This window comes from Simiduia sp., from assembly GCF_058345725.1.
In genome coordinates this window covers 1-22,329 of the sequence record NZ_JBTUOC010000043.1, presented here as the reverse complement: position 1 = coordinate 22,329, position 22,329 = coordinate 1, and the positions used below count along the sequence as shown (strand labels likewise).

General features: G+C 55.6%; 18 protein-coding genes. 10 read left to right on the top strand and 8 right to left on the bottom strand.

What is annotated here, in order from left to right:
- Nucleotide 1 precedes the first annotated feature (1 nt).
- From ACW8F6_RS10470 to ACW8F6_RS10455, 4 genes are all read right to left on the bottom strand, one after another.
- Entirely contained in the window at nucleotides 2-916 is a 915-nt protein-coding gene (locus tag ACW8F6_RS10470; RefSeq protein ID WP_491575814.1) for a head GIN domain-containing protein, read from the bottom strand.
- Between the two features lie 28 nt (nucleotides 917-944).
- The gene (locus tag ACW8F6_RS10465; RefSeq protein ID WP_491575813.1) at nucleotides 945-1,274 is read right to left on the bottom strand and encodes a hypothetical protein; all 330 of its coding nucleotides are present in this window, start codon (nucleotides 1,272-1,274) and stop codon (nucleotides 945-947) included.
- A 303-nt stretch (nucleotides 1,275-1,577) separates the two neighbouring features.
- The gene (locus ACW8F6_RS10460) at nucleotides 1,578-3,548 is read right to left on the bottom strand and encodes a hypothetical protein (RefSeq protein ID WP_491575812.1); all 1,971 of its coding nucleotides are present in this window, start codon (nucleotides 3,546-3,548) and stop codon (nucleotides 1,578-1,580) included.
- A gap of 108 nt (nucleotides 3,549-3,656) precedes the next feature.
- A complete protein-coding gene (locus tag ACW8F6_RS10455) occupies nucleotides 3,657-3,977 on the bottom strand; it encodes a hypothetical protein (protein WP_491575811.1) in 321 nt (106 codons plus the stop codon).
- Nucleotides 3,978-4,159: 182 nt separating this feature from the next.
- On the opposite strand from ACW8F6_RS10455, the gene ACW8F6_RS10450 reads away from it, so the two are divergent.
- From ACW8F6_RS10450 to ACW8F6_RS10415, 8 genes are all read left to right on the top strand, one after another.
- Nucleotides 4,160-4,585 (top strand): GNAT family N-acetyltransferase, encoded by a 426-nt coding sequence (locus ACW8F6_RS10450; RefSeq protein WP_491575810.1) that lies wholly within the window; start codon nucleotides 4,160-4,162, stop codon nucleotides 4,583-4,585.
- A 91-nt stretch (nucleotides 4,586-4,676) separates the two neighbouring features.
- Nucleotides 4,677-6,164 carry a glycosyltransferase family 39 protein gene (locus tag ACW8F6_RS10445; RefSeq protein WP_491575809.1) on the top strand — a complete coding sequence of 496 codons (1,488 nt, stop codon included), beginning with the start codon at nucleotides 4,677-4,679 and terminating at the stop codon, nucleotides 6,162-6,164.
- Complete coding sequence (locus ACW8F6_RS10440; protein WP_491575808.1) at nucleotides 6,161-7,477, top strand: phosphatase PAP2 family protein; 1,317 nt, start codon at nucleotides 6,161-6,163, stop codon at nucleotides 7,475-7,477. The genes ACW8F6_RS10445 and ACW8F6_RS10440 overlap by 4 nt, the downstream gene beginning before the upstream one ends.
- Entirely contained in the window at nucleotides 7,477-8,709 is a 1,233-nt protein-coding gene (locus ACW8F6_RS10435) for a glycosyltransferase family 9 protein (protein ID WP_491575807.1), read from the top strand. The genes ACW8F6_RS10440 and ACW8F6_RS10435 overlap by 1 nt, the downstream gene beginning before the upstream one ends.
- A gap of 152 nt (nucleotides 8,710-8,861) precedes the next feature.
- Nucleotides 8,862-10,424 (top strand): SulP family inorganic anion transporter, encoded by a 1,563-nt coding sequence (locus ACW8F6_RS10430; protein WP_491575806.1) that lies wholly within the window; start codon nucleotides 8,862-8,864, stop codon nucleotides 10,422-10,424.
- 118 nt (nucleotides 10,425-10,542) lie between these two features.
- Nucleotides 10,543-11,844: a M20/M25/M40 family metallo-hydrolase gene (locus ACW8F6_RS10425; protein ID WP_491575805.1), complete on the top strand. Its 1,302-nt coding sequence runs from the start codon at nucleotides 10,543-10,545 to the stop codon at nucleotides 11,842-11,844.
- A 90-nt stretch (nucleotides 11,845-11,934) separates the two neighbouring features.
- Nucleotides 11,935-12,306 (top strand): antitoxin Xre/MbcA/ParS toxin-binding domain-containing protein, encoded by a 372-nt coding sequence (locus ACW8F6_RS10420; RefSeq protein WP_491575804.1) that lies wholly within the window; start codon nucleotides 11,935-11,937, stop codon nucleotides 12,304-12,306.
- Entirely contained in the window at nucleotides 12,306-13,064 is a 759-nt protein-coding gene (locus tag ACW8F6_RS10415) for an RES family NAD+ phosphorylase (RefSeq protein WP_491575803.1), read from the top strand. Before ACW8F6_RS10420 ends, ACW8F6_RS10415 begins: the two co-directional genes overlap by 1 nt.
- Nucleotides 13,065-13,101: 37 nt before the next feature.
- On the opposite strand, the gene ACW8F6_RS10410 is transcribed toward ACW8F6_RS10415, so the two are convergent.
- Together ACW8F6_RS10410 and ACW8F6_RS10405 are read right to left on the bottom strand one after the other, a co-directional pair.
- Nucleotides 13,102-13,683, bottom strand: a complete 582-nt coding sequence (locus tag ACW8F6_RS10410) for a YfiR family protein (RefSeq protein WP_491575802.1) — start codon at nucleotides 13,681-13,683, stop codon at nucleotides 13,102-13,104.
- Between the two features lies 1 nt (nucleotide 13,684).
- Nucleotides 13,685-15,976: a TonB-dependent receptor plug domain-containing protein gene (locus ACW8F6_RS10405; RefSeq protein WP_491575801.1), complete on the bottom strand. Its 2,292-nt coding sequence runs from the start codon at nucleotides 15,974-15,976 to the stop codon at nucleotides 13,685-13,687.
- 212 nt (nucleotides 15,977-16,188) lie between these two features.
- Between ACW8F6_RS10405 and ACW8F6_RS10400 the strand changes: the two genes are divergently transcribed.
- Entirely contained in the window at nucleotides 16,189-19,515 is a 3,327-nt protein-coding gene (locus ACW8F6_RS10400) for a hybrid sensor histidine kinase/response regulator (protein ID WP_491575800.1), read from the top strand.
- Between the two features lie 31 nt (nucleotides 19,516-19,546).
- Here ACW8F6_RS10400 and glpK read toward each other — a convergent pair whose 3' ends face one another.
- A complete protein-coding gene (gene glpK, locus ACW8F6_RS10395) occupies nucleotides 19,547-21,058 on the bottom strand; it encodes a glycerol kinase GlpK (RefSeq protein WP_491575799.1) in 1,512 nt (503 codons plus the stop codon).
- A 146-nt stretch (nucleotides 21,059-21,204) separates the two neighbouring features.
- On the opposite strand from glpK, the gene tal reads away from it, so the two are divergent.
- Entirely contained in the window at nucleotides 21,205-22,134 is a 930-nt protein-coding gene (tal, locus tag ACW8F6_RS10390) for a transaldolase (RefSeq protein ID WP_491575798.1), read from the top strand.
- Nucleotides 22,135-22,219: 85 nt separating this feature from the next.
- Here the strand turns inward: tal and ACW8F6_RS10385 are convergent.
- Nucleotides 22,220-22,329: IS3 family transposase (locus tag ACW8F6_RS10385; protein WP_491575866.1), on the bottom strand; the 110-nt coding region annotated here is incomplete at its 5' end.

Below are 22,329 nucleotides of genomic sequence, written 5' to 3'. Positions count from 1 at the left end.
CTCACTTGGGAGTTACGCCCAAGGCTTTCACGCTGCTGGCACCGCTGGTATCGACTTTGATGAGTGGCTGGCCGTAGTAGTGCACATCGGAGGCGCCGCTGGCGTCTACACGCAGCTCTTGGGTGACCCAGATTTTTGCATCTGCAGAGCCGCTCAAGTCCATCTCTGCCACGGCGCTTTTAAGTCGTGCAGCCGAATAGTCGCCGGAGCCGCCAATATCGACGGACTGGCTAGCCACTTCGCCCTGCCCAATTTCTGTATCGCCCGAGCCGGCCATGGCCAGTACTAAGCGGTCGGCGTAAAGTGTGTCGATACGAATGTCGCCTGATCCGGCCGAGTTAATTTCGGCTGCGGCGGCCACTTTCAGCGTTTGTATGCGCACATCGCCAGAACCCGCCGTGGTCATGTCGATAGACTCAGCCTCCAGCGTTTCGGCAGAGAAATCACCAGAGCCAGCTGAACTCATATCGAGTTGCTGCAGCATCAGATCCTTGAAACGCATGTCGCCGGAGCCTGCGCTATCGAGCTTTAGGCGCTTGGCGGTCAGGCTAGTTGCCAATTCAACATCGGCTGAACCAATGGTTTTAATTCTGTTGAGCGCTTTCACTGTCAGTTTGTACTGAATGCCGTCATCTATGCGGAAAAAGCCCCACTGAGTGCCATCTTTTAGGCGCAGGCGCAGCGTGGTGCCGCGCGCATCCACTTCTATGCGCTCCATCACTTTGGCGCTGGCAATAATTTCCAGGCTTTCGGTGTCGCCCTGGGTAATCGTCAACTGGCCTGGACCAGCCACTTCTACCTGGTCGATGTCTTCGATAGCGACATGTTTTTTCTGAATATCTTCAGCCTGGCTGGCGGCGCTGAATATCAGCGCCAGGGCGATGCAAAAGCTGTATGTAAGTTGCTTGGCGTTCATGGTGCGTCCCCGTGACAAAGGTGTAGTGTTAGATGCCTGCCAAATCCATGGCAGAGCGTACGGTGTGTTTGGCAATTTCTTTCGCCAGCGCGTTGGCGATTTCTGTGATTTCGATTTCGATGATTTGGCCATCGATCAATTCGCGAAAAGTCCAGCTTTCACCCTGTTGAACTTGCTGCAATGGCTTCACTTGCGCCACAACGGCCAGGCTGGGTTGGCTGTTTTCAATCGCAGCCAAGGCCCACTGGGTATCGATCACTGGGCTGGGTGCCTGCACACTCGGCGCTGTGTCGGCCAAGGTGGCGGCGCTGGCGAAGAGAGTAATGGCGGCGAAACAGGTTGTGCGAAAAATGTTCATGTCAGTTGTCCTCAATGTTTGGTCTGCAGGTGGATCTCGCAGAAAACGTCCTTGCTGATCCGGTGTTATACATAACTATAACACTAGATTTGTATATCGCAATAGTTTTGTGTGTTTTTTGCGCTATTTTTTTTGAGGCGTTTGATAAATATCAATAAAAACAATGGCTTATATTGTCTTTTTGTCGATTCGGACGAGTGCGATTTGGACCTCTCCGGTGCTATAGGGGGGGCATAGCGTGTTTTAGCGAGGGGACTTAAGCGTGGTTTGGCGTTTGAGCTATGGGCTGACTGGTTGGCGGGGCTATTCGGTACTCATGGTGGTAAGCCGCTCCATGATTTTGACAAATTGCTTGCGCACGATGGCCCGATTGGCCTCCAGCAGCTCAGTGCGCTGCATTGCCTCTTCCTCCATGGCCTGCAAAACCGTTTGTTGGCCGGGGGTGGCCTTTTCGCCCACCAGCATGTGGGATTGATCCACGATGCTTCGGATAATTCCAAGTGTTTCGTCCTTCTGATATTTGTATTGGGCTTCGAGATTTTTACTGATTGTTTGCAGCATGTCGTTAAATTGCTCGTAACTGCTGAGCCGCTTTTTAATATCTTTTTGCTCCGCAACTTTTTCTGCTAGGTTCGAGCTAAAGCTGAACAATGCTGCCAGTACGCCCGTTTGATTGTCGCTGATCGTCTGATCGCTGCCTTGCTTTTTCAATATGGCGCGCACATTGCGGTAGTGAATGGTGGTGTGTTTGGTCCCATTTTTAATGGGCTCATCGGGTTTGAATTCCAGGTGTTCTATGAGCAGCTTATCTTCTTTGCTCAACTTGCCCATGGCGGCTATGTCGACTTTGTTTTTTCCCACCACCACGCGTATGAGTGATTGGAAGCCCATTTCGCTGACGGCGTGTTGCAATACGGTGATCAGGTCTTCCAGTGAGCCAGATTCGATGGCGTTGGTCATGAATTCGGTTAGAAATTGTGCATTGCGTGTATCTTCCAAGATGCCACTGTCGACCGGCGCTTGCGCCTCAATAAATTCTTCCGACAAATTGGTGAGGATTTCCTGGTCGGACTTTTCTTTGTAGTGCTCCTGCATTTCTTCGCGCTGTGTTTGCAGCTCCTGCAGGTGTTTGTACAGGTTGTCGACTTCATCCTCCAAAATTTTGATGCAACCTTCAGATTCCATCAGTGCGCGTTTGAGTTGTTCAAGTTCAGTGCGCTTGGCATTATTTTCTTCCCCACCATCGGTCAACTCTGCCTCGAGTGCGGCGATGGTGCTTTCCATTGAGAGAATGGATTTTCGCTGGTCGAAAATGGTTTTTTGCAGACCATCAATGTTTTTGCGGCTTTGGGTGCCAATGTGCTGGGTGTCGGCAATGAGTTCGTCGAAGATTCCGCCTTTCTCTGAATCGTCTTCCTTGCGCGCCCGGATCACACTTAGCATGGTCTCGCTTTGGCGCTCGGTTTTGGGTTCTCTTATATTAAAGGCGCCGTCCACTTCGTTCAGACGGCGCTGTGCATCGCGCAGGGCCTTTTGCAGGCTGGCCGATTCGTGCTCCATTTTGTAGAGCATCTTTTCGTACTCGGCAACGCGCTGCTCCAGGCCACTACTGTTCTTTTCTTTTTTTATCAGCATGGTCAGGTTGCGGGTGTGTTGCTTTTGCTTCTCGAGCCGCTCGAATAATTCGTTGCCACTGCCGGTAGCTTTCTTGGCGGTTTGATGGGTAACGTCAACATCGCGTGCAAAACGCAGTACATAGCCCGGTTGCTTTTTGTTGCTACTTGTCAGGGTGCTGTTCTGGTCTGCCCACTCCTTGTCGCCGAGTTTTTCTAGACGCTCGCGCATGAGTTTCAATTTTTCGCGCAGTTCGGTATTTTCCATGCCGGTGCGCCTGGCTTCCTGGGACAGCATGCCGATGAGTTTGTTGAGCTCCTCTTTAAGCACCAGCCAATATTCTTTGCTGTTTTCGGGTTCCTTTAAGGCGCGGCGCTCGGCGTTGAGGTAAGCGCAGCGTACGCTGGTGACCAAGGGTGGCAAATCCAGCTCGGTGCCGAGCTCGGTGTCCGATAGCGAGCGGGTGCGCTTTAGCTGTCCTACCAGATAAGAGATGACGCCCACATCGGGGGGCGAGGATTCGTTGGCGCCAGCAATGGTGGGGTTAAGACGTTTGGCCAAGCGGCTGAGGCGCTGCTTGAGGCGATACACCATATAACCACATAGGCCACAGACAAAAAGCAGTTCAGCGATTATTACAATGTAGAAAGTGTCAGACATCTGGCCTTTCCGTGGACAAAGTGGCGTAAGTGGTGATGTGCGTGGCCGAGGCCCTAGGTTAAGCCTAGTTGCTTGAGGTCAATACTGCCATTGTTGGTCGGCGCGGGATCAGTCTTCGACCCATTGCCAGCGTAGGGGCTGGCCGAAATCATCGTAGATCAGTTTCTTGCGTGGCTTATTGGCTCGGCGCAGGGGCTTTTTAACGCTTTTATTGTGGCGCCGCTCCTCAATGGCACTGATGACCGCGGTGACAGGGGTGCGTTCGGTGTGATTTTTGTCAAAACTAATGGGGAGTGGGGCCTGAGTGGTGGGTTCGCGGCCGCTGATACCCTGTGGAATGGCTGCCACATTGCCGCCTTCATCGATGTAGGCTGCAATTTGACGCTCAATCTCGTCTCTGATTTGGGCTTTCGTCTTCAGGGGTTTCATGGTGCCGTCGCGGTCTTGCGACCCAATACCTAAAATACAACTCGACTGGATAGAGTAGTACAGGGAGGCATGGCGCGGCAACTTTACCGGCGCCGCTGGTCGGGGCAAAATGGCCGCGAGCGAGGGCAAAGGCCGCAATAGGGCGGCAAAGGCTCACTAACATTGCGCGTAAGGAGCACCAAGTGATCAAACTTGCGGTAACGGATTCCGATATTCAGGCCTGTTTTCCCGTAATGCAGCAACTCAGGCCACAGCTGGTTGCCGCGCGCTTTGTGGCGCTGGTTCGACAGATGGAGACAGAGGGGTATCAGTTGGCCATGGCGCAGGCTGACGGGCAAGTGGTGGCGGTGGCCGGATTTCGCGTTTCGGTGAATTTACACCTGGGCAAAAACTTGTACGTGGATGACCTGGTGACCGATGGCGCTGTGCGCTCACAGGGTTACGGCGAGGAAATGCTGGCATGGCTTGAGGCCTATGCGCGTGTGCAAAACTGCCTCGCCGTGCACCTGGACAGTGGCACGCAGCGCGAGCAGGCCCACAAATTCTACTTTGCGCAGGGTTTCACCATTACCAGTTTCCACTTTGTGAAGTCACTCATTGCACGCTAACCGGATTCGCATTTTGGGGGCACTCTGTTGTTGCCGCTTGCCGAAGCGGCTGGGATAATGCGCCCTTTTACCTAAGACAGGCAGGCGCTTTTTGCAGTTTCCTTTCCGTTGGCTGGGCCATAGCGCCGCAGTTTATATTCTGATTTCTGGCTTTCTGGTGGCACACCTTCTGCTGGCGCCCTGGATTGGGCTGGGCGTCGACGAGGCGCACTACGCGCTCTATGGCCTAAGACCCGATTGGAGTTACTTTGATCACCCACCTATGGTGGGTTGGTTGCACTGGCTGGGTTTGCGGCTTGGGCATTCCGAGTTTTTTGTGCGCCTGCCGTCCATGGTGTTGTGGACCCTGATATTGGCGCTGGTCTGGCAATTGGCCCGCCGCTGGTACGGCGCGCTGGTGGTGGCTAATCTGGCCGTGGCGCTGCTGGTGTTTTCGCCGCTGATCGTGGTGCTGGGCTTTGGGCTTGTCCCCGATACGCCGTTGATCGTGGTGACACTGCTGATCTTGTTGTTGGTTGATCGAATTGAGGCCACCGATGGGCGGGGACTGGGGCAATGGCTGTGTTTGGGCGTGCTGCTCGGGCTGGCTGGGCTCAGCAAGTACACCGCAGTGTTTGTGGCGCTGGGGTTACTGCTGTCGCTGGCGGTTCATCGCCGCTGGTACTGGTTGGGTCAAACAGGTCCCTGGTTGGCGGTAATCCTGGCGGCGATTTTGGTGGCGCCGGTGTTTTATTGGAACTGGTTGCACGATTGGGTGTCTTTTGGTTACCAAGTGGATCACGGTGCCAAAGGTGACTGGTCGGCGCTGGATTCGCTGCGTTACGGGGTGATTTTGCTGGTGAGCTACGGGCCCTTATTGTCGGTGGCAGGCCTGATTGCGGTGCTCAAGCCCGAATTGGCCAACCCGTCCATGGGGCGTCAGCTGGCCATTTGGATTGCCGTGTTACTGCTATTGGTGGCGCTTTGGTCGGCGGGAAATGGCGAGAATTTACCCCATTGGACGGTCTTGAGCTGGGTGTTGCTGGCGCCGGCGGCGGCTAATTGGTTGTACGTGCGCGCGGGCCTTGGCAAGCGGGTATTTTGTTGGTTGGCTGGTGGTTTTTCGGTACTGCTGAGCGCGCTGGTGTGGCTGCTGTTGGTTGCACCACCGCTAGCGACCCTACCAAAATCGGCACAGGCCGTGCGGGACTTGCACGGTTGGCCCGAGGCCTCGCACAAAGCCCTGGCGCTGCGCGAGCACTGGCAGGCAGAGGCGTCCGCACCGGTGCACTTTTGGGTGTCTAACTGGACGCAAGGCAGTCGTTTGGCTTGGTATGCCGGTGCGCCGGTACAGGTGATGTCCGAAAAAACCAGCCAGTTTTCGCTGTGGTGGGGACGGCCCGCCTTGCCTGGATTGTTGCTGCGCACCGAGCGCAGACGGCCCGCGCAGACGGCTGTGGCTGCGCCCGCGGGCGTGCAGTGCGATTTGGTGGATACGCTCGACTACCGACAGCAGGGCGTGACGCTCAACTATTTTATGTATTACCGCTGTTTGCCGAACGCGTCAGCGGAAAAGAATAATAAGGATAATCGCGAATGATAAGTCAGCCCAGCCCCGCTAACTTGTTTGGGTTGCTGCCCGATGCACGGGCCGCCCAGCGTCGCCCGGTGTTGGAAAATACGTTAATTGCGCTGGCCTTGGTGTGCCTTGCGCTCGGGGGCGCGCTGCACAGCTTGCCCGAGTGGAATCAAGCGTTGTTTTTGTACCTCAATCGCGCGGCAGCGCATTTGCCGGCGGATTTGCGCGCATTTGCCACAGTGTTTGGCGACGGCTCTATTGCCGCCTGTCTCGCGCTGGGGGTATTTATTCGCAACCCCCGGGCGCTGGCGTACATTTTCTTGGCGGCGGTGGTGGCCGGTATTTTGATTCAAGTGCCCAAGCACGCCTTTGACGCATTGCGCCCACCAGCTGTGTTTGATTTGGACACGATTGCCGTGGTGGGCAAGGCTTATAAATCCAACAGTTTTCCCTCTGGTCACAGCGGGTCGGCCCTATTGGCAGCCGCCTTGGTGGGTTTGGCCAGCGGCCGCGCCTGGGCCTGTGCGCTGCTGCTAGTGCTCGGTGGATTGGCCGCGCTGTCGCGTGTGGCCGTGGGGGTGCACTGGCCGGCGGATGTACTTGCAGGTTCGGCCATTGGCATATTGGTAGCGGTGGTTATTTTTCGCGGTTTTGCAGACAAGCCAGTAAGTATTCCACTGTGGGGGCAGTGGGTGCTGACGTTGTTGTTGGCTATCGTCAGCTTGAATGGATTTATGCACGACACCGGCTACGAAAAATACACGGGCGTCACGGGCCTGCGGTGGATTGCCTCGGGCATGGCGGCCGGTGTGGCGCTGTATTGGCTGGCCATTTTATTGTGGCCGGTGGCGGAGTGGCTGACCCAAAAATTATTTCGCGAATCGGCCCGCCAATCGCTCACGCGAATTTTCAAGTTTGGCATGGTGGGGGGCAGCGGTTTTGTGGTGGATATGAGCCTCTACGCGTTGTTCCACTCAATGCTGGGTATGAATTTATTGGTTGCTCGCTCTATTGCTTATTGGCTAACGTCTTCCTGGAATTGGTATTTAAATCGAATTTTTACCTTTAAGGACGCGGAAAATGGCCGCAAGCGCGATCAGTGGGCCAAGTATATCGTGATGTGCTTAATCAGTTTTGCACCCAGTATGGGCACATTTTACGGCCTGACGCACAGTTCGCAATTTTTTATGGACAACAGCCAGTTGGCGCTGATTGCCGGTGTATTGGCGGGGGCCCTGTTTAATTATGTGGTGGCCGGCTTTTTGATTTTTAAAGTCTACGGACGAGAAGACAGCGCGGTTGACGCCGACGCCAAGATAGAGAGTGCCAAATAATGAAAGTAGATACCATGCGCAAGATCGACCGCTGGGCGGGCATGCCGCTGTGTTTTTTGCTGTCGGTCTGGTTTTGGCTGTGGGAGTTGATTTTTAAACCCAAGCCCGTGCGGGCGCAAAAGGTGCTGTTTTTGGAGCTGTCGGAAATGGGCAGTGCCATTATTGCCGACCCGGCGCTGCGCTATGTGAAAGCACAGCCCGATGCCGAAGTCTTTTTTGCCATCTTTAAAAAGAATGTCAGTAGTTTACACCTGCTCAATACCATTCCCGCTGACAATCTGTATACCTTTCGCGAGGACAACCTGCTGACACTGGTGTGGGATACGCTGCGCTTTATGGTGTGGTGCCGGCGCAAAGGCATAGACACAGTGATCGATATGGAGATGTTTTCGCGAGTGTCTGCCTTGCTGTCGCGGGTGACCGGAGCAGTTAATCGCATCGGTTTTGTGGCCTATCACAGCGAGGGGCTGTACCGAGGTAATTTTTTGACGCGCCCCGTGGTGTACAACGCCCATCAGCACATCGCCAAAAACTTTATGGCATTGTCGCATACGGCGATGATGGCCGAAGAGCAATTGCCGTTTTGTAAAAGTTTGATTACTGACGATCAGATACAACTGGCACAGGCCGAGCGCGACGAGGCCGCCATTGCCACCGTGCAAGGGACATTGGCCGAGCTGTACGCCGATTACACGCCCGGTCAGCGGGTGGTGTTGATCAATCCCAATGCCAGCGATCTTCTGCCGCAACGCCGCTGGCCGGCGGAACATTTTCAGGCTGTGATTGAGGCATTGCTGGCGCGCTACGACGATATTCTGGTGGTCATCACCGGCGCCCCCGGCGAATTTGACGGCGCACAGGCGTTGTGTAACGCCGTGGGCCAACCGCGCTGCGTCAATTCGGCGGGCAAGTTTGCCTTTAAGCAGCTGGTGCCGCTGTATTTTGTGTCCGATATGATGCTGACGAACGATTCGGGCCCGGGTCACTTCTCGGCGGTGACGCCGCTTAGAACCTTTGTAATTTTCGGGCCTGAGACGCCAGCGCTGTATAGCTCGCTGGGCAATTCTACCCCTCTCTATCTGGGCTTGGCCTGTTCGCCCTGTGTAAGTGCCGCCAACCACCGCAAAACCGATTGTGTGGATAATCGCTGTGTGAAGGACCTGTTGCCCGAACAGGCGCTGGCTGCCATCTACCCGCACCTAGATCGGCTGGCGGCTGTTGTTCAGAGCTGACGTGCGCGCCTTGTGCGATAGAGCCGCCTGCGGGCGGCTTTTTTGTGGCTGGCTGTTTTTTGTGCGCTTTGTTGGTCTGCGGGCCCACATCTGCTAGTATGCGCGCCCTTTTCGCGCAGTGCTAAGCTGTATCAAAACTTTTGGAATGACCCATGTTCAATCTGATTAACGGCGCAGAGTCGAATGTCAAAAACGACCTGCTTTCAGGTACCACTGTGGCTTTGGCGTTGGTGCCAGAGGCGGTGGCCTTTGCCTTTGTGGCGGGCGTTGAGCCCATGGTGGGCCTGTATGCGGCCTTCATGATGGGGCTGTTAACCTCAATTTTTGGCGGCCGCCCGGGGATGATTTCCGGCGCGACCGGTGCTACGGCGGTGGTGATGATTTCGCTGGTGGCGCAACACGGCGTGCAATACCTGTTTGCGATGGTGGTCTTGGCCGGTGTGCTGCAGATGCTGGCGGGTATTTTCAAACTCGGCAAATTTATTCGCATGGTGCCTTACCCCGTCATGCTGGGCTTCGTGAACGGCTTGGCAATCGTGATTTTTCTCGCCCAAATGGGCCAGTTTAAATACGAGGTAACCGAGGGCACCATGGCCTGGCTACAGGGAGAGATGCTGTACACCATGGGTGTGTTAATCGCCGTGACCATGGCCATCATGCACTTTTTACCCAAGTTGACCCAGGCGGTGCCGGCGGGCCTGGTGGCTATTGTGGCGGTAACCCTGGCGGTGCTTGGGCTGGATCTGGAAGCGCGCACCGTGATTGATTTTGTGCGCGATATGCTGCCCGCCGAGCAGGCTGCCACCGCTTCGTTAACCGGCGAATTGCCGAGTTTTGCCATTCCCGATGTGCCGTTTAGCTGGGAAACACTGCGTATTATTTTCCCCTATGCACTCATTATTGCGGCCGTAGGTTTAATTGAATCTTTGCTGACCTTGTCATTAATCGACGAAATTACCGACACGCGCGGTAACGGCAATCGCGAGTGCATGGGGCAGGGCATCGCCAATACCGTCAATGGCTTTTTTGGTGGTATGGGTGGCTGCGCCATGATCGGTCAGAGCATGATCAATATTAACTCGGGCGGTCGCGGTCGTTTGTCCGGCGTGACCGCTGCGGTGGTGTTGCTGCTGTTTATTTTGTTTGGTGCGCAGTACATCGAAATGATTCCGCTCGCGGCCTTGGTGGGCATTATGTTTATGGTGGTACTGGGCACCTTTGAGTGGTCGTCGCTGCGCATCATCGGCAAAATTCCGCGCTCCGACGCGCTGATTTTGGTGCTGGTGTCGGCGGTTACTGTTTTCTTCGATCTGGCCATTGCGGTGATCGTGGGTGTCATCGTGTCCGCCCTGGTGTTTGCCTGGCAACACGCCAAGCGAATTCACGTGCACGCCTATGTGGACGAGCAGGGTTACAAGGTGTACGAATTGCGCGGCCCCATCTTTTTTGGTTCAGTGGCTAATTTTAAAGAGTTGTTTGACCCAACTGGTGATCCAGAGCATGTGGTCATTGAGTTTCAGCGCTCGCGGGTGGCTGATCACTCTGCGCTGGAGGCCATTGATGCCTTGGCGGAAAAATATCGCGCTGCTGGCAAGACGCTGCACCTGCGCCACCTGAGCAAAGACTGTATTTCACTGCTGCGCAAAGCCGGTGATTTAGTGGAAGTCAATGTGATGGAAGATCCGAACTACCGCGTGGCTGTCGATCCCGAGTAGTTGTTTCTGCACCTCCAAAATAGCCGGCCATCGCCGGCTTTTTTGTGCCTGCTCAGTCGCGCTCTTGACTCCTTTGACCTTTGGGTCAGTATGCCTTCTTTAAAATAAGGAGTGGTGTATGCAATCAGCAGTGATATTCGGACTATTTCTTTGGGTGTGTGCGGCAATGCCCGCACAGGCGAGTGCGCTGAATGCCACCGAGCAGGCCTTGGTTAAGGCGGTGGCAGAGCGCGAACCCGCCGCGCGACAGCTGTTGGAAACTCTGGTGAACATCAACAGTGGCACTGGCAATCACGCCGGTATCAAGCGGGTTGCCGACCAGTTAGTGCCGCCCTTGGAAGCGCTGGGTTTCACCGTGGCGTGGCAAGCCGGGGGCGCCTTCGGCCGCGCCGGTCACTTGCTAGCCAGCCGGGGTGAGCGGGGCCCCAAGGTGTTGTTGATTGGTCATCTAGACACCGTCTTTGCCTCCGACAGTACTTTTCAGCGCTATGAAGTTATCGATGAGCGCTATGTGAAGGGCCCGGGCATTACCGATATGAAAGGCGGCAACTTGGTCATGCTCATGGCCTTGCAAGCTCTTCACGATACCCGGCAACTGGATCAGCTGCAGATAAAGATTGTGCTGACTGGCGACGAAGAGGATCGCGGTGAGCCTATGGATCTCGCCACCCAGGCACTGCGCGAAGCCGGCGTCTGGGCCGATGTGGCGCTCGGCTTTGAGGACGGCGATGGCGATCCGTCCACGGCTGTGGTGGCGCGCCGCAGCTCGGCCAATTGGCGTTTGTCGGTGGCGGCTAAGCCCGCGCACTCCTCACAGATATTTCGCGACGATATGGGCTATGGCGCCGTGTTCGAGATGGCGCGTGTACTGGATGAATTCCGAGCGGCACTGGCGGGCGAGCCGCTGTTAACCTTTAATCCCGGTGTGGTGGTCGCCGGCACCGATGCCGAGCTCGAGCGAGGGGGGCGGGGCGGCGCGTTCGGGAAAAGTAATGTGATTGCGCGCACGGCTTTAGTCGAGGGCGATTTGCGCGCTATCAGCCCGGCGCAGCAGGCCAAGGCTTGGGCGAGCATGGTGCAGATCGCTGCACGCAGCCTGCCGCACAGCCAGTCGACGTTTAGCTACGAAGATCGTTATCCCGCCATGGCGCCCAGCCCGGGCAATCATGCGCTGCTGGCGCGCTATAGCCAGGCCAGTGAAGACCTTGGTCACGGCAGCGTGCAGGCCGTGGACCCACGGCGGGCCGGTGCCGCGGACATTTCCTTTGTGGCCGGTGACGTCTTGCAGGCCCTGGACGGACTGGGGTTGATGGGCAGTGGTGGGCATACCGACGGCGAAGTGGCCGACATGCAAACCTTTAAAAGCCAGGCAGAGCGCGCCGCTGTACTCTTGTATCGACTGGCTCAGACGGAGATCTAAATTGTGTGTGCATATGCACTTTTATTACTTTAAAAGTGCAATTGTATCGGCTATGCTACCCTGGAATTCGATAGCTGAGGGTGAAATGCCATGAGTGCGTTGCAAATGGATCAGCCAGAGGCAGGCCTTGTGCTGTGCAAAGCGTTGCACAATACGCAAAAGGCGTTTGGCTTGTCTAACGAAGAGTTGGGTCGGGTAATCGGGAAAGATCGGACAACTGTTGGACGAATTTACGACAAGGGCCTGTTATCGCCCCGCTCGAAAGAAGGTGAATTGGCGCTGTTGTTGGTGCGGGTTTATCGCAGTCTGTTTGCGTTGTTGGGCGGTAGCAGCAGTCAGATGCAACACTGGCTGAATACGGCCAATCATCACTTGGGGGGCAAGCCCCGTGAAATGTTGGCCAGTGTGCAGGGGTTGGTTAATTTGGTGACATATCTGGATGCCATGCGCGGGCGGGTTTAATGGATTTATGGACACAGTTAGAGGGCCCGAAAGCCATAGGCCCGCTGACCTTAGAGCTGGTGCGGGTGGTGGAGTCCCAGGAGGAGATTGCCACCCTGTCGCTGGTTGATAGCATGGAAGAGCAAGACATATTGGAGTCGTTGCTCGAGCAGACAAAGCCGGGCCAACTGCGGGGAAACTTGCACTATTTGTTGTCCAGCCCATTTCGCTATCCGCCCCTGCAGTGGGGCAGTCGCTTCGGTCGCCGTCACGAACCGTCGCTGTTTTACGGTTCGCTAAACATTGAAACGGCGCTGACCGAATGTGCATTTTATCGCTTTGTCTTTTTGAGCGGGGTGGCCGAACCTTTTCCTAAGGCCGTGGTGTCGCAACACACCAGTTTCCGCGTGCGCGGTCACGGCGAGCGAGGTGTAAATCTAACGCTGCCACCGTTTTCCGAACACGTGCAGGCACTGCGATCGCCAGATGACTACAGCGTACCCCAGTCGCTGGGCAGCGCCATGCGAGGGGCCGGCGTACAGGTTTTGATTTATTTGTCGGCGCGGGATTTGCGCGCCAGCGCGCTCAATGGCGCAGTGCTAGATCCCCAAGTATTTCAAGGCAGCCAGCCGCAGCGATTTCAGGCCTGGACCTGTCACGCTACCCACGACGCTGTGCGCTTTGTGGCGGCGCCAGGGGCGACCCCAGGTCGGGAAATATTTGCCTTTAAGCGCGAGGATTTTTTAGTGGCTGGCAGCTTGCCCATGCCACCGAGCTAGGGTCGCTATCCAATAGATGGCTATCCATTCCAGCGCTTCAATAAATCAGTTGCGAAACTTCCAAGACTTTTGGGTCCCAGCGCAGCCCCAGCTCTTTTGAGGGCGCTACGCTGATGGTAATGCCGGGTAGGCCGCCGTCGTCAAACAGAATCAGTGCGACACCCTTGTGGGCCAGTGCGAGTTCGTGACCCACCGTAAGTGCGCCGCGCTTTTTAGCGTAGACGCGAAGCTCGGCGAGCTGGCGTTCACTGTTTAAATAAATTACATCAGCGGCCGTGCCTTGGGGCAGGGTGTCGCGATAAACCGCGGCAAGTCGGCCGCCAAGTGCCGTGCCGATTTTTTGCGCCAGGTGATTGGCCAGTGCCAAATCATTCACAACCAAGATGCGAATTTCGTTTTTCTGTTTCAAGCTGTCTTCGTAATCGATCAGCTTTAACAGTAGCGCGCCATTAAGTGGTGTGGGAAGCGGCTCTGCCTGGGTCAACGGCGCGCTGCACAGGCAGCACACCAATACCCAGGCCCATAGCCACGCGCGGCGCTCTGGTTGGCCAGCTGTTGCTCTCGCCTGCGCCCGCTTCAGACGCCGCCGAATCAGGCTGCCGAAGTCCTGGGTGCGCATGTTAAAAGTCCACCGCAAAATTCAAACTGTACACCGGCCGGTTTACCTGTGGGATCAGAGAGTTCTGAAAGCCGTTGGCGTCGCGGCTAAAGTCGTTGCCGCTGGCGGCACCTTCCACGCCTGGCGCAAGGTAATTCGCAGCCAAGAGGTTTTCACCTTTCAAGCCCAGGCGCCAGTGGCCCTGTTGATAGAGTAAGTGAGCGTCCCAGCGCGCATAAGCCTTGGCTTTCACACCTTGCGCCCGCAGTGGATTTTCAGAGAAGAGCCTACGCGCAGCACTCCAGTGGCCGCGCACATTGAGATTCCAATCACTGGCGAGCGGCAGATTTACAATGGCGGTGAGCTTGTGCGGCGCCACATCTCCCTGTGTCCCCCAATCGTTAATCCAAATCTGCGTGTCGGTATTGTATTGTTGCTGTGCGCGCGCGTCGGTGTAGGTGTAATACAGCTGGGTGGTGATGGGGCCCTGGTTGTTGATCGGGTTAGGCCAACGAATGTCGCCCCGGTATTCCAAGCCTTGGATACGCCTATCGCCAACATTTTCAGAGCCGGCAATGGCATTGTGGTAGCGCGCGAAAAATACCGAAACTTCGTGCATCGCCAAACGGCCTTGGTGAATGGCGATAAATTCGAGGTTTCGGGCCTTTTCGGGTTTAAGTGTGCTGTTAGCTGCGCGTCCGCTAAATCCGCCGTAGAGCTCTTTCGGCGAGGGCTCCTGGAATGCTTCGCCGTACACCAGTTTGAACGTGGTATCTGCGCGCATGTGATAGATGGCCGCCAGTCGCGGGTTGACCTCGCGCCCGTATTCGCTGTTGTGATCCCAGCGCAAGCCCGCGTTAAACCGCCAGCGCCCGCGCTGGTACACGGCTTGGCCGAATAAGCCCAGGTCTTCGGTGGTGGCCCGGTTGTTGGCAGGCACATTGCGCTTGGCCAGCTCCGGCGGCAGGGGTAAAGGATTAATAGAGCTAATCTGATCAGCCTGTTTGACCCCGCTGCCGTCCGAGCCGACACCATTGCCGGCATTGGCGGCTTGAGCAGGGCAGACGCCCAGGCTGTCGTAATAATTGCAGGCCATGTAGAGCCGGGTCAATTCTTTGCGTTCGAGCTTTAAGCCGCCGGTGAGTGTCAGCGGGTCATTCACCGCCAAGCTGAGTAGCTGTTCGAAACGCCAGGCGCTGTTAAAACTATTCCAGTCCGAAATACTAACCGCGCCATCGAGCGACTCTATCCAATCGCCGCCCACGCGACTCTCGCGATACACCAAGTCTGTGCGGCTGTTGAGGTTTTCATCCCACTGCCCCTGATGGCGGACAAACACCTGTCGGGACTCATGCACCCAGTGGGCATTGGGTTGCGCATCGGCGAAGGAGTAGTAGGGGCCGTAGCCCTCATCGGTCAGCCAGTAGCTGGCGCCCAGGCGCCAATCGCCCAGACCCATTTCACCGTAAAAGCCCGTGTTTTCAGAGGGGTCCTGATAGCTGCCGAGCGGCCTATTATTAATCCGTTCGGCGTCTTCCAGCCGACCGTTGACGTTGATGTCGCCCACCGGGCTCGGATTGCCGGTGGCGGGATCGGTGCCTTGGCCAATGCCGTTGCCCCAGATGTTGGGGTCACTCAACCAGGCGGGATCGGTATAACCCCAGCGGCTGTAGTCGTCGATGGGAGCTTCGTCGCTGCTGAACAGGCGCGCGCCCAGGCTAAATGTGATGCCTGCTTGATTGCCGATCCAGGCCAAATCCAGTGTTTGGGTGTTGTAGCTGGCCAGCCCAAGGCTGGCCGTTAACCGGTTGCTGTCTGCCTCCAGTTGATCCCCCTGGCGCGTGATGATATTGATTACGCCCAAGAAAGCGTTGGGTCCGTATACCGCTCCGGTGGGGCCGTACAAAATCTCTACTCGGTCAATAAGCTGCATGGGGTATTGGCGAGACAACTGCGCCGCGTGATTCCACAGATGGTTGTCCACGCGCCCGTTAACCAGTACCAGTGTTCGCTGTGTCCAGGGTGTGCGATAGCCGCGCTGGTAGGCCACGACTTGCAGGGTGCCATTAGTCACAACCGTGTCAAAGCCGGGCAGGTCTGCCACCAGTTCGTCCAGGCTGTCGTAGCCGCGCCGTTTTATTGCGTTAGCGTCTACTATCACTAAGGTGCCGGGTGCGTCTCTCACACTTTCTGCGGTAGCGGAGGATGTGACGCTCGCATTGTGCAGCGCCGAACGCTGACCTAGCAGCTCGTCGAGCGACATGTTGGCCAGCGAACCCTCAGTGGCCTGGGCCGCTGTCACAGGTGAAAACACGAGTGCCCATGCGAGCGGGACTAAACTAGAACGAATCATATTCCTCGGGGGCGGTAAATTAGCCAGAATCTACTAGTCTTGCAGTGTAGCTGCTGCGTTGCCAGTTCGCGCGCCCCGGCGTGCATCGCGGCCATGTTGGTGTGAAAAGGAACAGCTGGAGAAAATGGGATGGCAGTAAAACCTGTCAGATTCTGTGCCTAGATTGGGAAAATATGGCTAACGGCAAACGTGATCAGGCGCCCTCGCAAGTATCGGCGCAAAGTATTAGCCGCATGAGTGCGGGCTTACTGGCTACGGCAATCATTCTGGTTGTGCCGCTGCTGGTGCTGGTGTATTTGTACTTAAGTGAGTTAAATCGCGAGCTGCAAACGTTGGAGCGCCAGCGCGGCAGCGTTGAAGTTCTGCAGCAGTGGGTGGCCTTGCAGATCCATCACATAGACGATTACTACGGCCGCTATTACCCCAGCCAAGAGTCCATGCAGCGCATTCGGATGGGGGAATCCTCGGCCAATGCCCACGCGCCTCAGCTCGATCAGGGGTTGTGGGAGCTGCAGCTGAGCGCCATGGACGAAATTCTGGCCGACAATTTCCATCGCGACCTAGCTGAGTGGCAGCAGTTGAAAGCGATACTTCAATCCCTGGGAAAAACGGAAACCTGGTCGGCACAACTCGCGCAATTAACCCGTATTGACCCGCTGGCTGAACAGCTCGCAAAACGATTGTTGGTGGACGCCAATTTGGTTTGGAGTCGCGCTGAGCCTGTGCGTCGGTATTCTCAATTGCTGTTTTTAGATTTGCTGCACGCCAAACAAGCGCTGCTATTGGGTACCGAAGAGCTTGCGCAAACCGCTTTAGATATGCGCGATGGCGATTTAGAAGCGGCCATTCGACAGCTTCAAAACGCCATGACGCAATTAGAAAGCCTCGAGCGGGAAAAGTTGGGTGACGCGTCGGGCGCAGATATCCAGCTTGATAGTATTGAACTTACCGATATTGCGATCTTGGGGCGTAAAATATTGGAAAAGAAACGCCGGTTAAATTTTATCGGCGCACTGGACGAAGAGTCTGGTGATATGGGGCTGGCCCTAGAAGTTGAGAAATTGCGCGGGCTCAGTTGGGACAAATACAGTGAGTTTAGTCGCGCACAACTTCAGCTGGCGGGTAATCTCAATAAATTTTTAAGTGCCGAACTAGACAAGCAAAAGCAATGGCGTGCGGTGGTGATATTTTGGGTGGCATTGCTGGTGCTCACAGCGACTTTTTTAGGCGGTTATATTGTACATAACATTCGAATTACCCAACTCTTTTTGGGCGCTGAAAACTTACAATTAGAGGCTAGGGTAAAATCCCGCACTGAGGAAATTGTGGCGGCCAAAAATGAGGCCGAACAACTTAATAGAATTCTTGGAAAACAGACGCAAATATCCACAGAGCTTGCGCGTAAAGCCGAGATGGCAAGTTCAGCAAAAAGCCTGTTTTTGGCCGCCATGAGTCACGAGATACGCACGCCGCTTAATGCCGTGTTGGGTGGTGCAAGAATCCTTGCGAAAACCGCTCTCGACAGTCGACAGAAGAGCATCTTAACGTTGATCACCCAATCGGGTAAAACCCTGTTGGAATTGATCAACGAGATTCTGGACTTCTCCAAGATTGAAGCAAATCAGCTGGAATTGGACTCGCACCCGTTCAATTTAGAAGAGTTGCTACTGGATATTGTGAGTATGTTCTCGCTAAAAGCGAAAGAAAAGAATGTGCAGCTCGGTTTGTTTTTTGACAGTCGCTGCGAAGGCGAATGGGAAGGGGACGCCCTTCGCATTAAGCAAATCATCATTAATTTACTTAGCAATGCCGTTAAGTTTACCGATACCGGTGGCATATCTGTACGCGTTGGCCTAAGTGATGACCACCATCTGTTAATCAGCGTAGAGGACACAGGTGTAGGCATTAAGTCTGAACATTTGAATAATTTGTTCGAGGCATTCGTGCAAAGCGACAGCTCCACAACCCGCAAGTACGGAGGGACGGGCTTAGGTTTGTCAATCAGTCGGCGATTGGCTGAAATGCACGGAGGCAATATTTCTGTCGTGAGCACTTTGGGCAAAGGTTCTACCTTTGTGGTGGCATTACCCTTAACACGGGTAGATGCCCAGCCGGTGTTAGAGGTGGCAGACAAACTGGGTATTTGTTTGCTCAGCGATCAAGCAGACCTGGAACGGCAGCTGCGGCAGTGGTACGGCCGCATTCATATGGTGACCGATGTGGCGGAAGTGGCGCGGCATTTGACGGATGTGCCGCGCAGTCAAAAATCCCATTGGGTCGTTGTGGCCGAAAGTTCGTCTTTAGTACGGGCCATGGCTCAACAAGAGGCCGACGATTTATTGGCTAAAATCAAAGTTATCGCCGAGGAAGTCCCCTGGGTACTGCTCACGAGTCAGGACGCCATTGACTGCGACCACATGCACGAGCTCTCCAATAATATGCGCGCGCTGGGCGTTCGTATTCAGTTGCCTTTGTTAAGCCCGGGCAAGTTGATTCGCAAGGCTATTTTATGTGCGGCAGAACATTGCGACGAAAGCGAGTTTATTTGGGGCGATCAGAATCAACAGGACAGCGCTCGGTATTTTTCTGGGCGTGTATTGCTGGCCGAAGATGTGGAGTTTAATCGAGTTATCGCACGAGAAATACTGGAGGCGAGCGGGTTAGAAGTAGATTGCGTGAACGATGGCGACCAGGCTGTCAAATACATGTGGCGATACTACAATCAGCCAGACAACGACCGCCAGCCCCTGAAGTTGATATTAATGGATTTACACATGCCGGAGCTCAATGGTCTGGATGCCACTTTGAAAATACGGGAAATGGAAGATAATCGGCGTTTGGCGCCCATGCCGATTGTGGCAATGACCGCTGATGCATTGGTCGATACTCGCCAGCGCATTGTGGATGTGGGCATGGAAGGCTATCTGCCGAAGCCGTTTGAAGAGGAGGAGTTAATCGGTATTCTTAGTCGCTATTTCCCTGCTGCTGTGGCTGGGCGCGAAGGCTCGCACCCGGGTGCGCAATCCATCGCTCGCACTGTACAGCGCGAAATACTGCCTCCGGAAAATCAGACGGCACCAGAATCACCTGCGCCCCAACCGGTGGTCGAGACGAAAGTGTCGGATGACCCAGTATTCGATCACGCGGCGCTATTGCGCAGGGTGCGTGGGCGCAGCGATCGATTGGCCGAGCTAACCCAATCTTTTCTGAATTCGCTGCCGGCGTCGCTGGTAAACATAGAGGGTCTGATTAAGTCCAAGGCCTATAAAGAGCTCATTTTCGCCGCTCACACACTGAAGGGCTCGTCGGCCAACTTGGGGGCCGTTGAAATGCAGCAATGCGTCAGCCGATTGGAGTCCTTGGCGCGGCAATTGGATGCCGAGTCTACGCAGCCGCACCTAGATAAGCTGGCGGCGGAGTGGCAGCTGTTAAAAGCCTGCGCCGAGCGACTGACGCAGGCCATGGAAAGCCATTTAGAAACACTGTCGGCTGGCGCCTAACGCCGCCTTTACGCCTTCACTTCGGGGCCGGCTAATCGGCTTGCGCAAACAATACCGTGGCGGCTACTGCTTGTTGCCAATCCTGTAACAACTTTTTGCGCGCCTGCGCGGGTAGTTGCGGCTCGCAGCGCTGCAACTCGCCGTGTAATTGGGCGAGTTCCTCTATCGATGTCAGCCAGCCCAAGGCAAGGCCCGCCAGGTAAGCGGCGCCCAGCACGGTCATTTCTTGCTGGGCCGGGCGCGCCACAGGGCGGTTGAGAATGTCGGCGAGACAGTGCAGAAAGCCGCTATTAGCCGTTACCCCGCCATCCACTCGCAGCTCCGATAACTGTATGCCGTCTGCCCAGAGGGCCTCTGTCAGATCGTAGGTTTGCAGGGCAATAGACTGCAATGCGCCCACCACTATGTCGGCAATGCCAGTATCGCGGGTCAATCCAAATAGTGCACCGCGCGCCTCTGGATTCCAGTGCGGCGCGCCTAGCCCGGTAAAGGCTGGCACCATGATGACTGGGCTAAGGGCGTGGGGGTAATTAGCTAACAGCGCATTACAATCGGCGGCCTTATCGATGAGATGTAGGCCGTCGCGCAGCCACTGAATCGCCGCGCCAGCGATAAAAATTGCGCCTTCGCTAGCGTAGTGACTCACACCGTTTAATCGGTAAGCCACCGTTGAGAGCAATCGGTGCTGCGAACGGGGAATCTGGGTGCCGGCATTAACCATTAAACACGCGCCGGTGCCGTAGGTACACTTTGCCTGACCTGGCGCGATGCAGGCTTGGCCCAAGAGCGCGCCTTGCTGGTCGCCTACCATGGCAACAATAGGCACAGGTGCGCCCAACCAGTGATCCGCACACAAGCCAAAATCACCGGCGTTATCGCTTACCGTGGGCAGTAGAGACGCCGGTACGTCAAACTGGTCCAACAGCTGTGGGTCCCAGCTACCCGTTGCGAGGTTGTACAACTGGGTTCTGGACGCATTGGTCGCGTCGGTTTTATGTTGAGCTCCGTCTGTGAGCTGCCACAGCAGCCAGCAGTCGATAGTGCCGCAGGCTAACAGCCCTTGCTGGGCAAGGTCGCGCGCGCCGGGCGTGTTGTCCAGCAACCACTGGATTTTGGTGGCGGAAAAGTAGGGGTCTAGCAATAACCCCGTGCGGGCTTGAATATCTGCCTCCAGCCCCTGTTGGCGCAGCGCTTGGCAGCGCGCTTGGGTGCGCCTGTCCTGCCAGACAATGGCGGGACCAATGGGCTGCCCGGTGTCGCGGTGCCAAACCACGGTGGTTTCGCGCTGATTGGTAATGGCGAGCCCCGACAGTTGATGTGCGCTTAACGCCGCCCGGCTCAATGCGTCGCGACAGGTGTTGAGTACAGATTGCCAGATTTCCAGCGCGTCGTGTTCCACCCAGCCGTCGGCGGGAAAGTGTTGGGTAAACTCTTGCTGGGCGGAGGCCACCACAGTAAAGCGGCGGTCAAATATCAGCGCGCGGGAGCTGGTAGTGCCTTGGTCGATAGCCAGAATATAGCCTGGGGTGTGATCGGCGGTCATGGAGTACAACTCGTGCTTATTTTCAGGGGAGTGTAATTCAAAGGTGAAGTGGGTGCGAATCTGCCAGGCCCTTGAACGGCAGGTATCACAATGGGGTATTATCGGGGCAGTGACGGACCTAACGTTAAGGAAGCAAAGGTATTTTAATGACAAGTGTATTGCAGCAACTCACCAACATGACCGATGTGGTCGCAGATACCGGCGATGTGGATGCCATCAGCCGTTTTAAGCCACTGGATGCCACCACGAACCCGAGCCTGATCCTGGCTGCTGCACAGTTGCCCGCCTATAAGGCGTTGGTCGACGAGGCAGTAGCGCATGCTCAGGGCAATATGAGCCAAGCCGTAGACGCGCTGGCGGTGGCGATCGGCCAGCAGATATTGACCCAGATTCCCGGTCGGATATCCACAGAGGTAGATGCCCGCCTATCGTTCGATCAGGCGGCCATGGTTGACAAGGCGCGGGCATTGATCGGCGCCTACGAAGCTCGAGGGGTGAGCCGAGAGCGGGTGTTGATTAAAATTGCATCAACCTGGGAAGGCATTAAAGCCGCCGAAGTGCTGGAGCGCGAGGGTATCAACTGCAACCTCACGCTGTTGTTCTCCTTTGCCCAGGCGGTCGCCTGTGCCGAGGCCGGCGTATATTTGATTTCTCCCTTTGTGGGCCGTATTTACGATTGGTACAAGGCGCAAGGACAGCTGCCAGCGAGTGCCGAAGAAGATGAGGGCGTACGCTCGGTACAGCGTATTTACCACTACTACAAAGCCCACGGTTACAAAACCATAGTGATGGGCGCCAGTTTCCGCAATGTCGAGCAAATTAAAGCGCTTGCCGGTTGCGATCGACTGACCATCAGTCCGAACCTGCTGGAGGCGCTAGCGGCCGATCAAGCCGAACTTCCTCGTCAATTGCAGGCCAATACCGTTGCTGCAGAGCCAAAGTTTGCGCTGGATGAGTCGCAATTTCGCTGGTTGCACAACGAGGACGCCATGGCCACTGAAAAACTGGCTGAAGGCATTCGAAAATTTGCCGCCGACCAGGAAAAACTGGAGCACTTGTTAAGTCGCTGGGCTTAATCCGCACGCCATCGCTGGCAATTGCACGCTCGGGCCAGCGCCGGCGTTATCATATGGTGTTCCCCACAAAAAGTAGACACTCCAATTATGCAGCAATCGCTGCCCTCTCCTCAAACTCAACAGGGCTAACCCCGTCGTTTGCAGAATGCCTTCTCTTGCGGTTATAAAATATTTCAATGTAGCTAAATATACCTG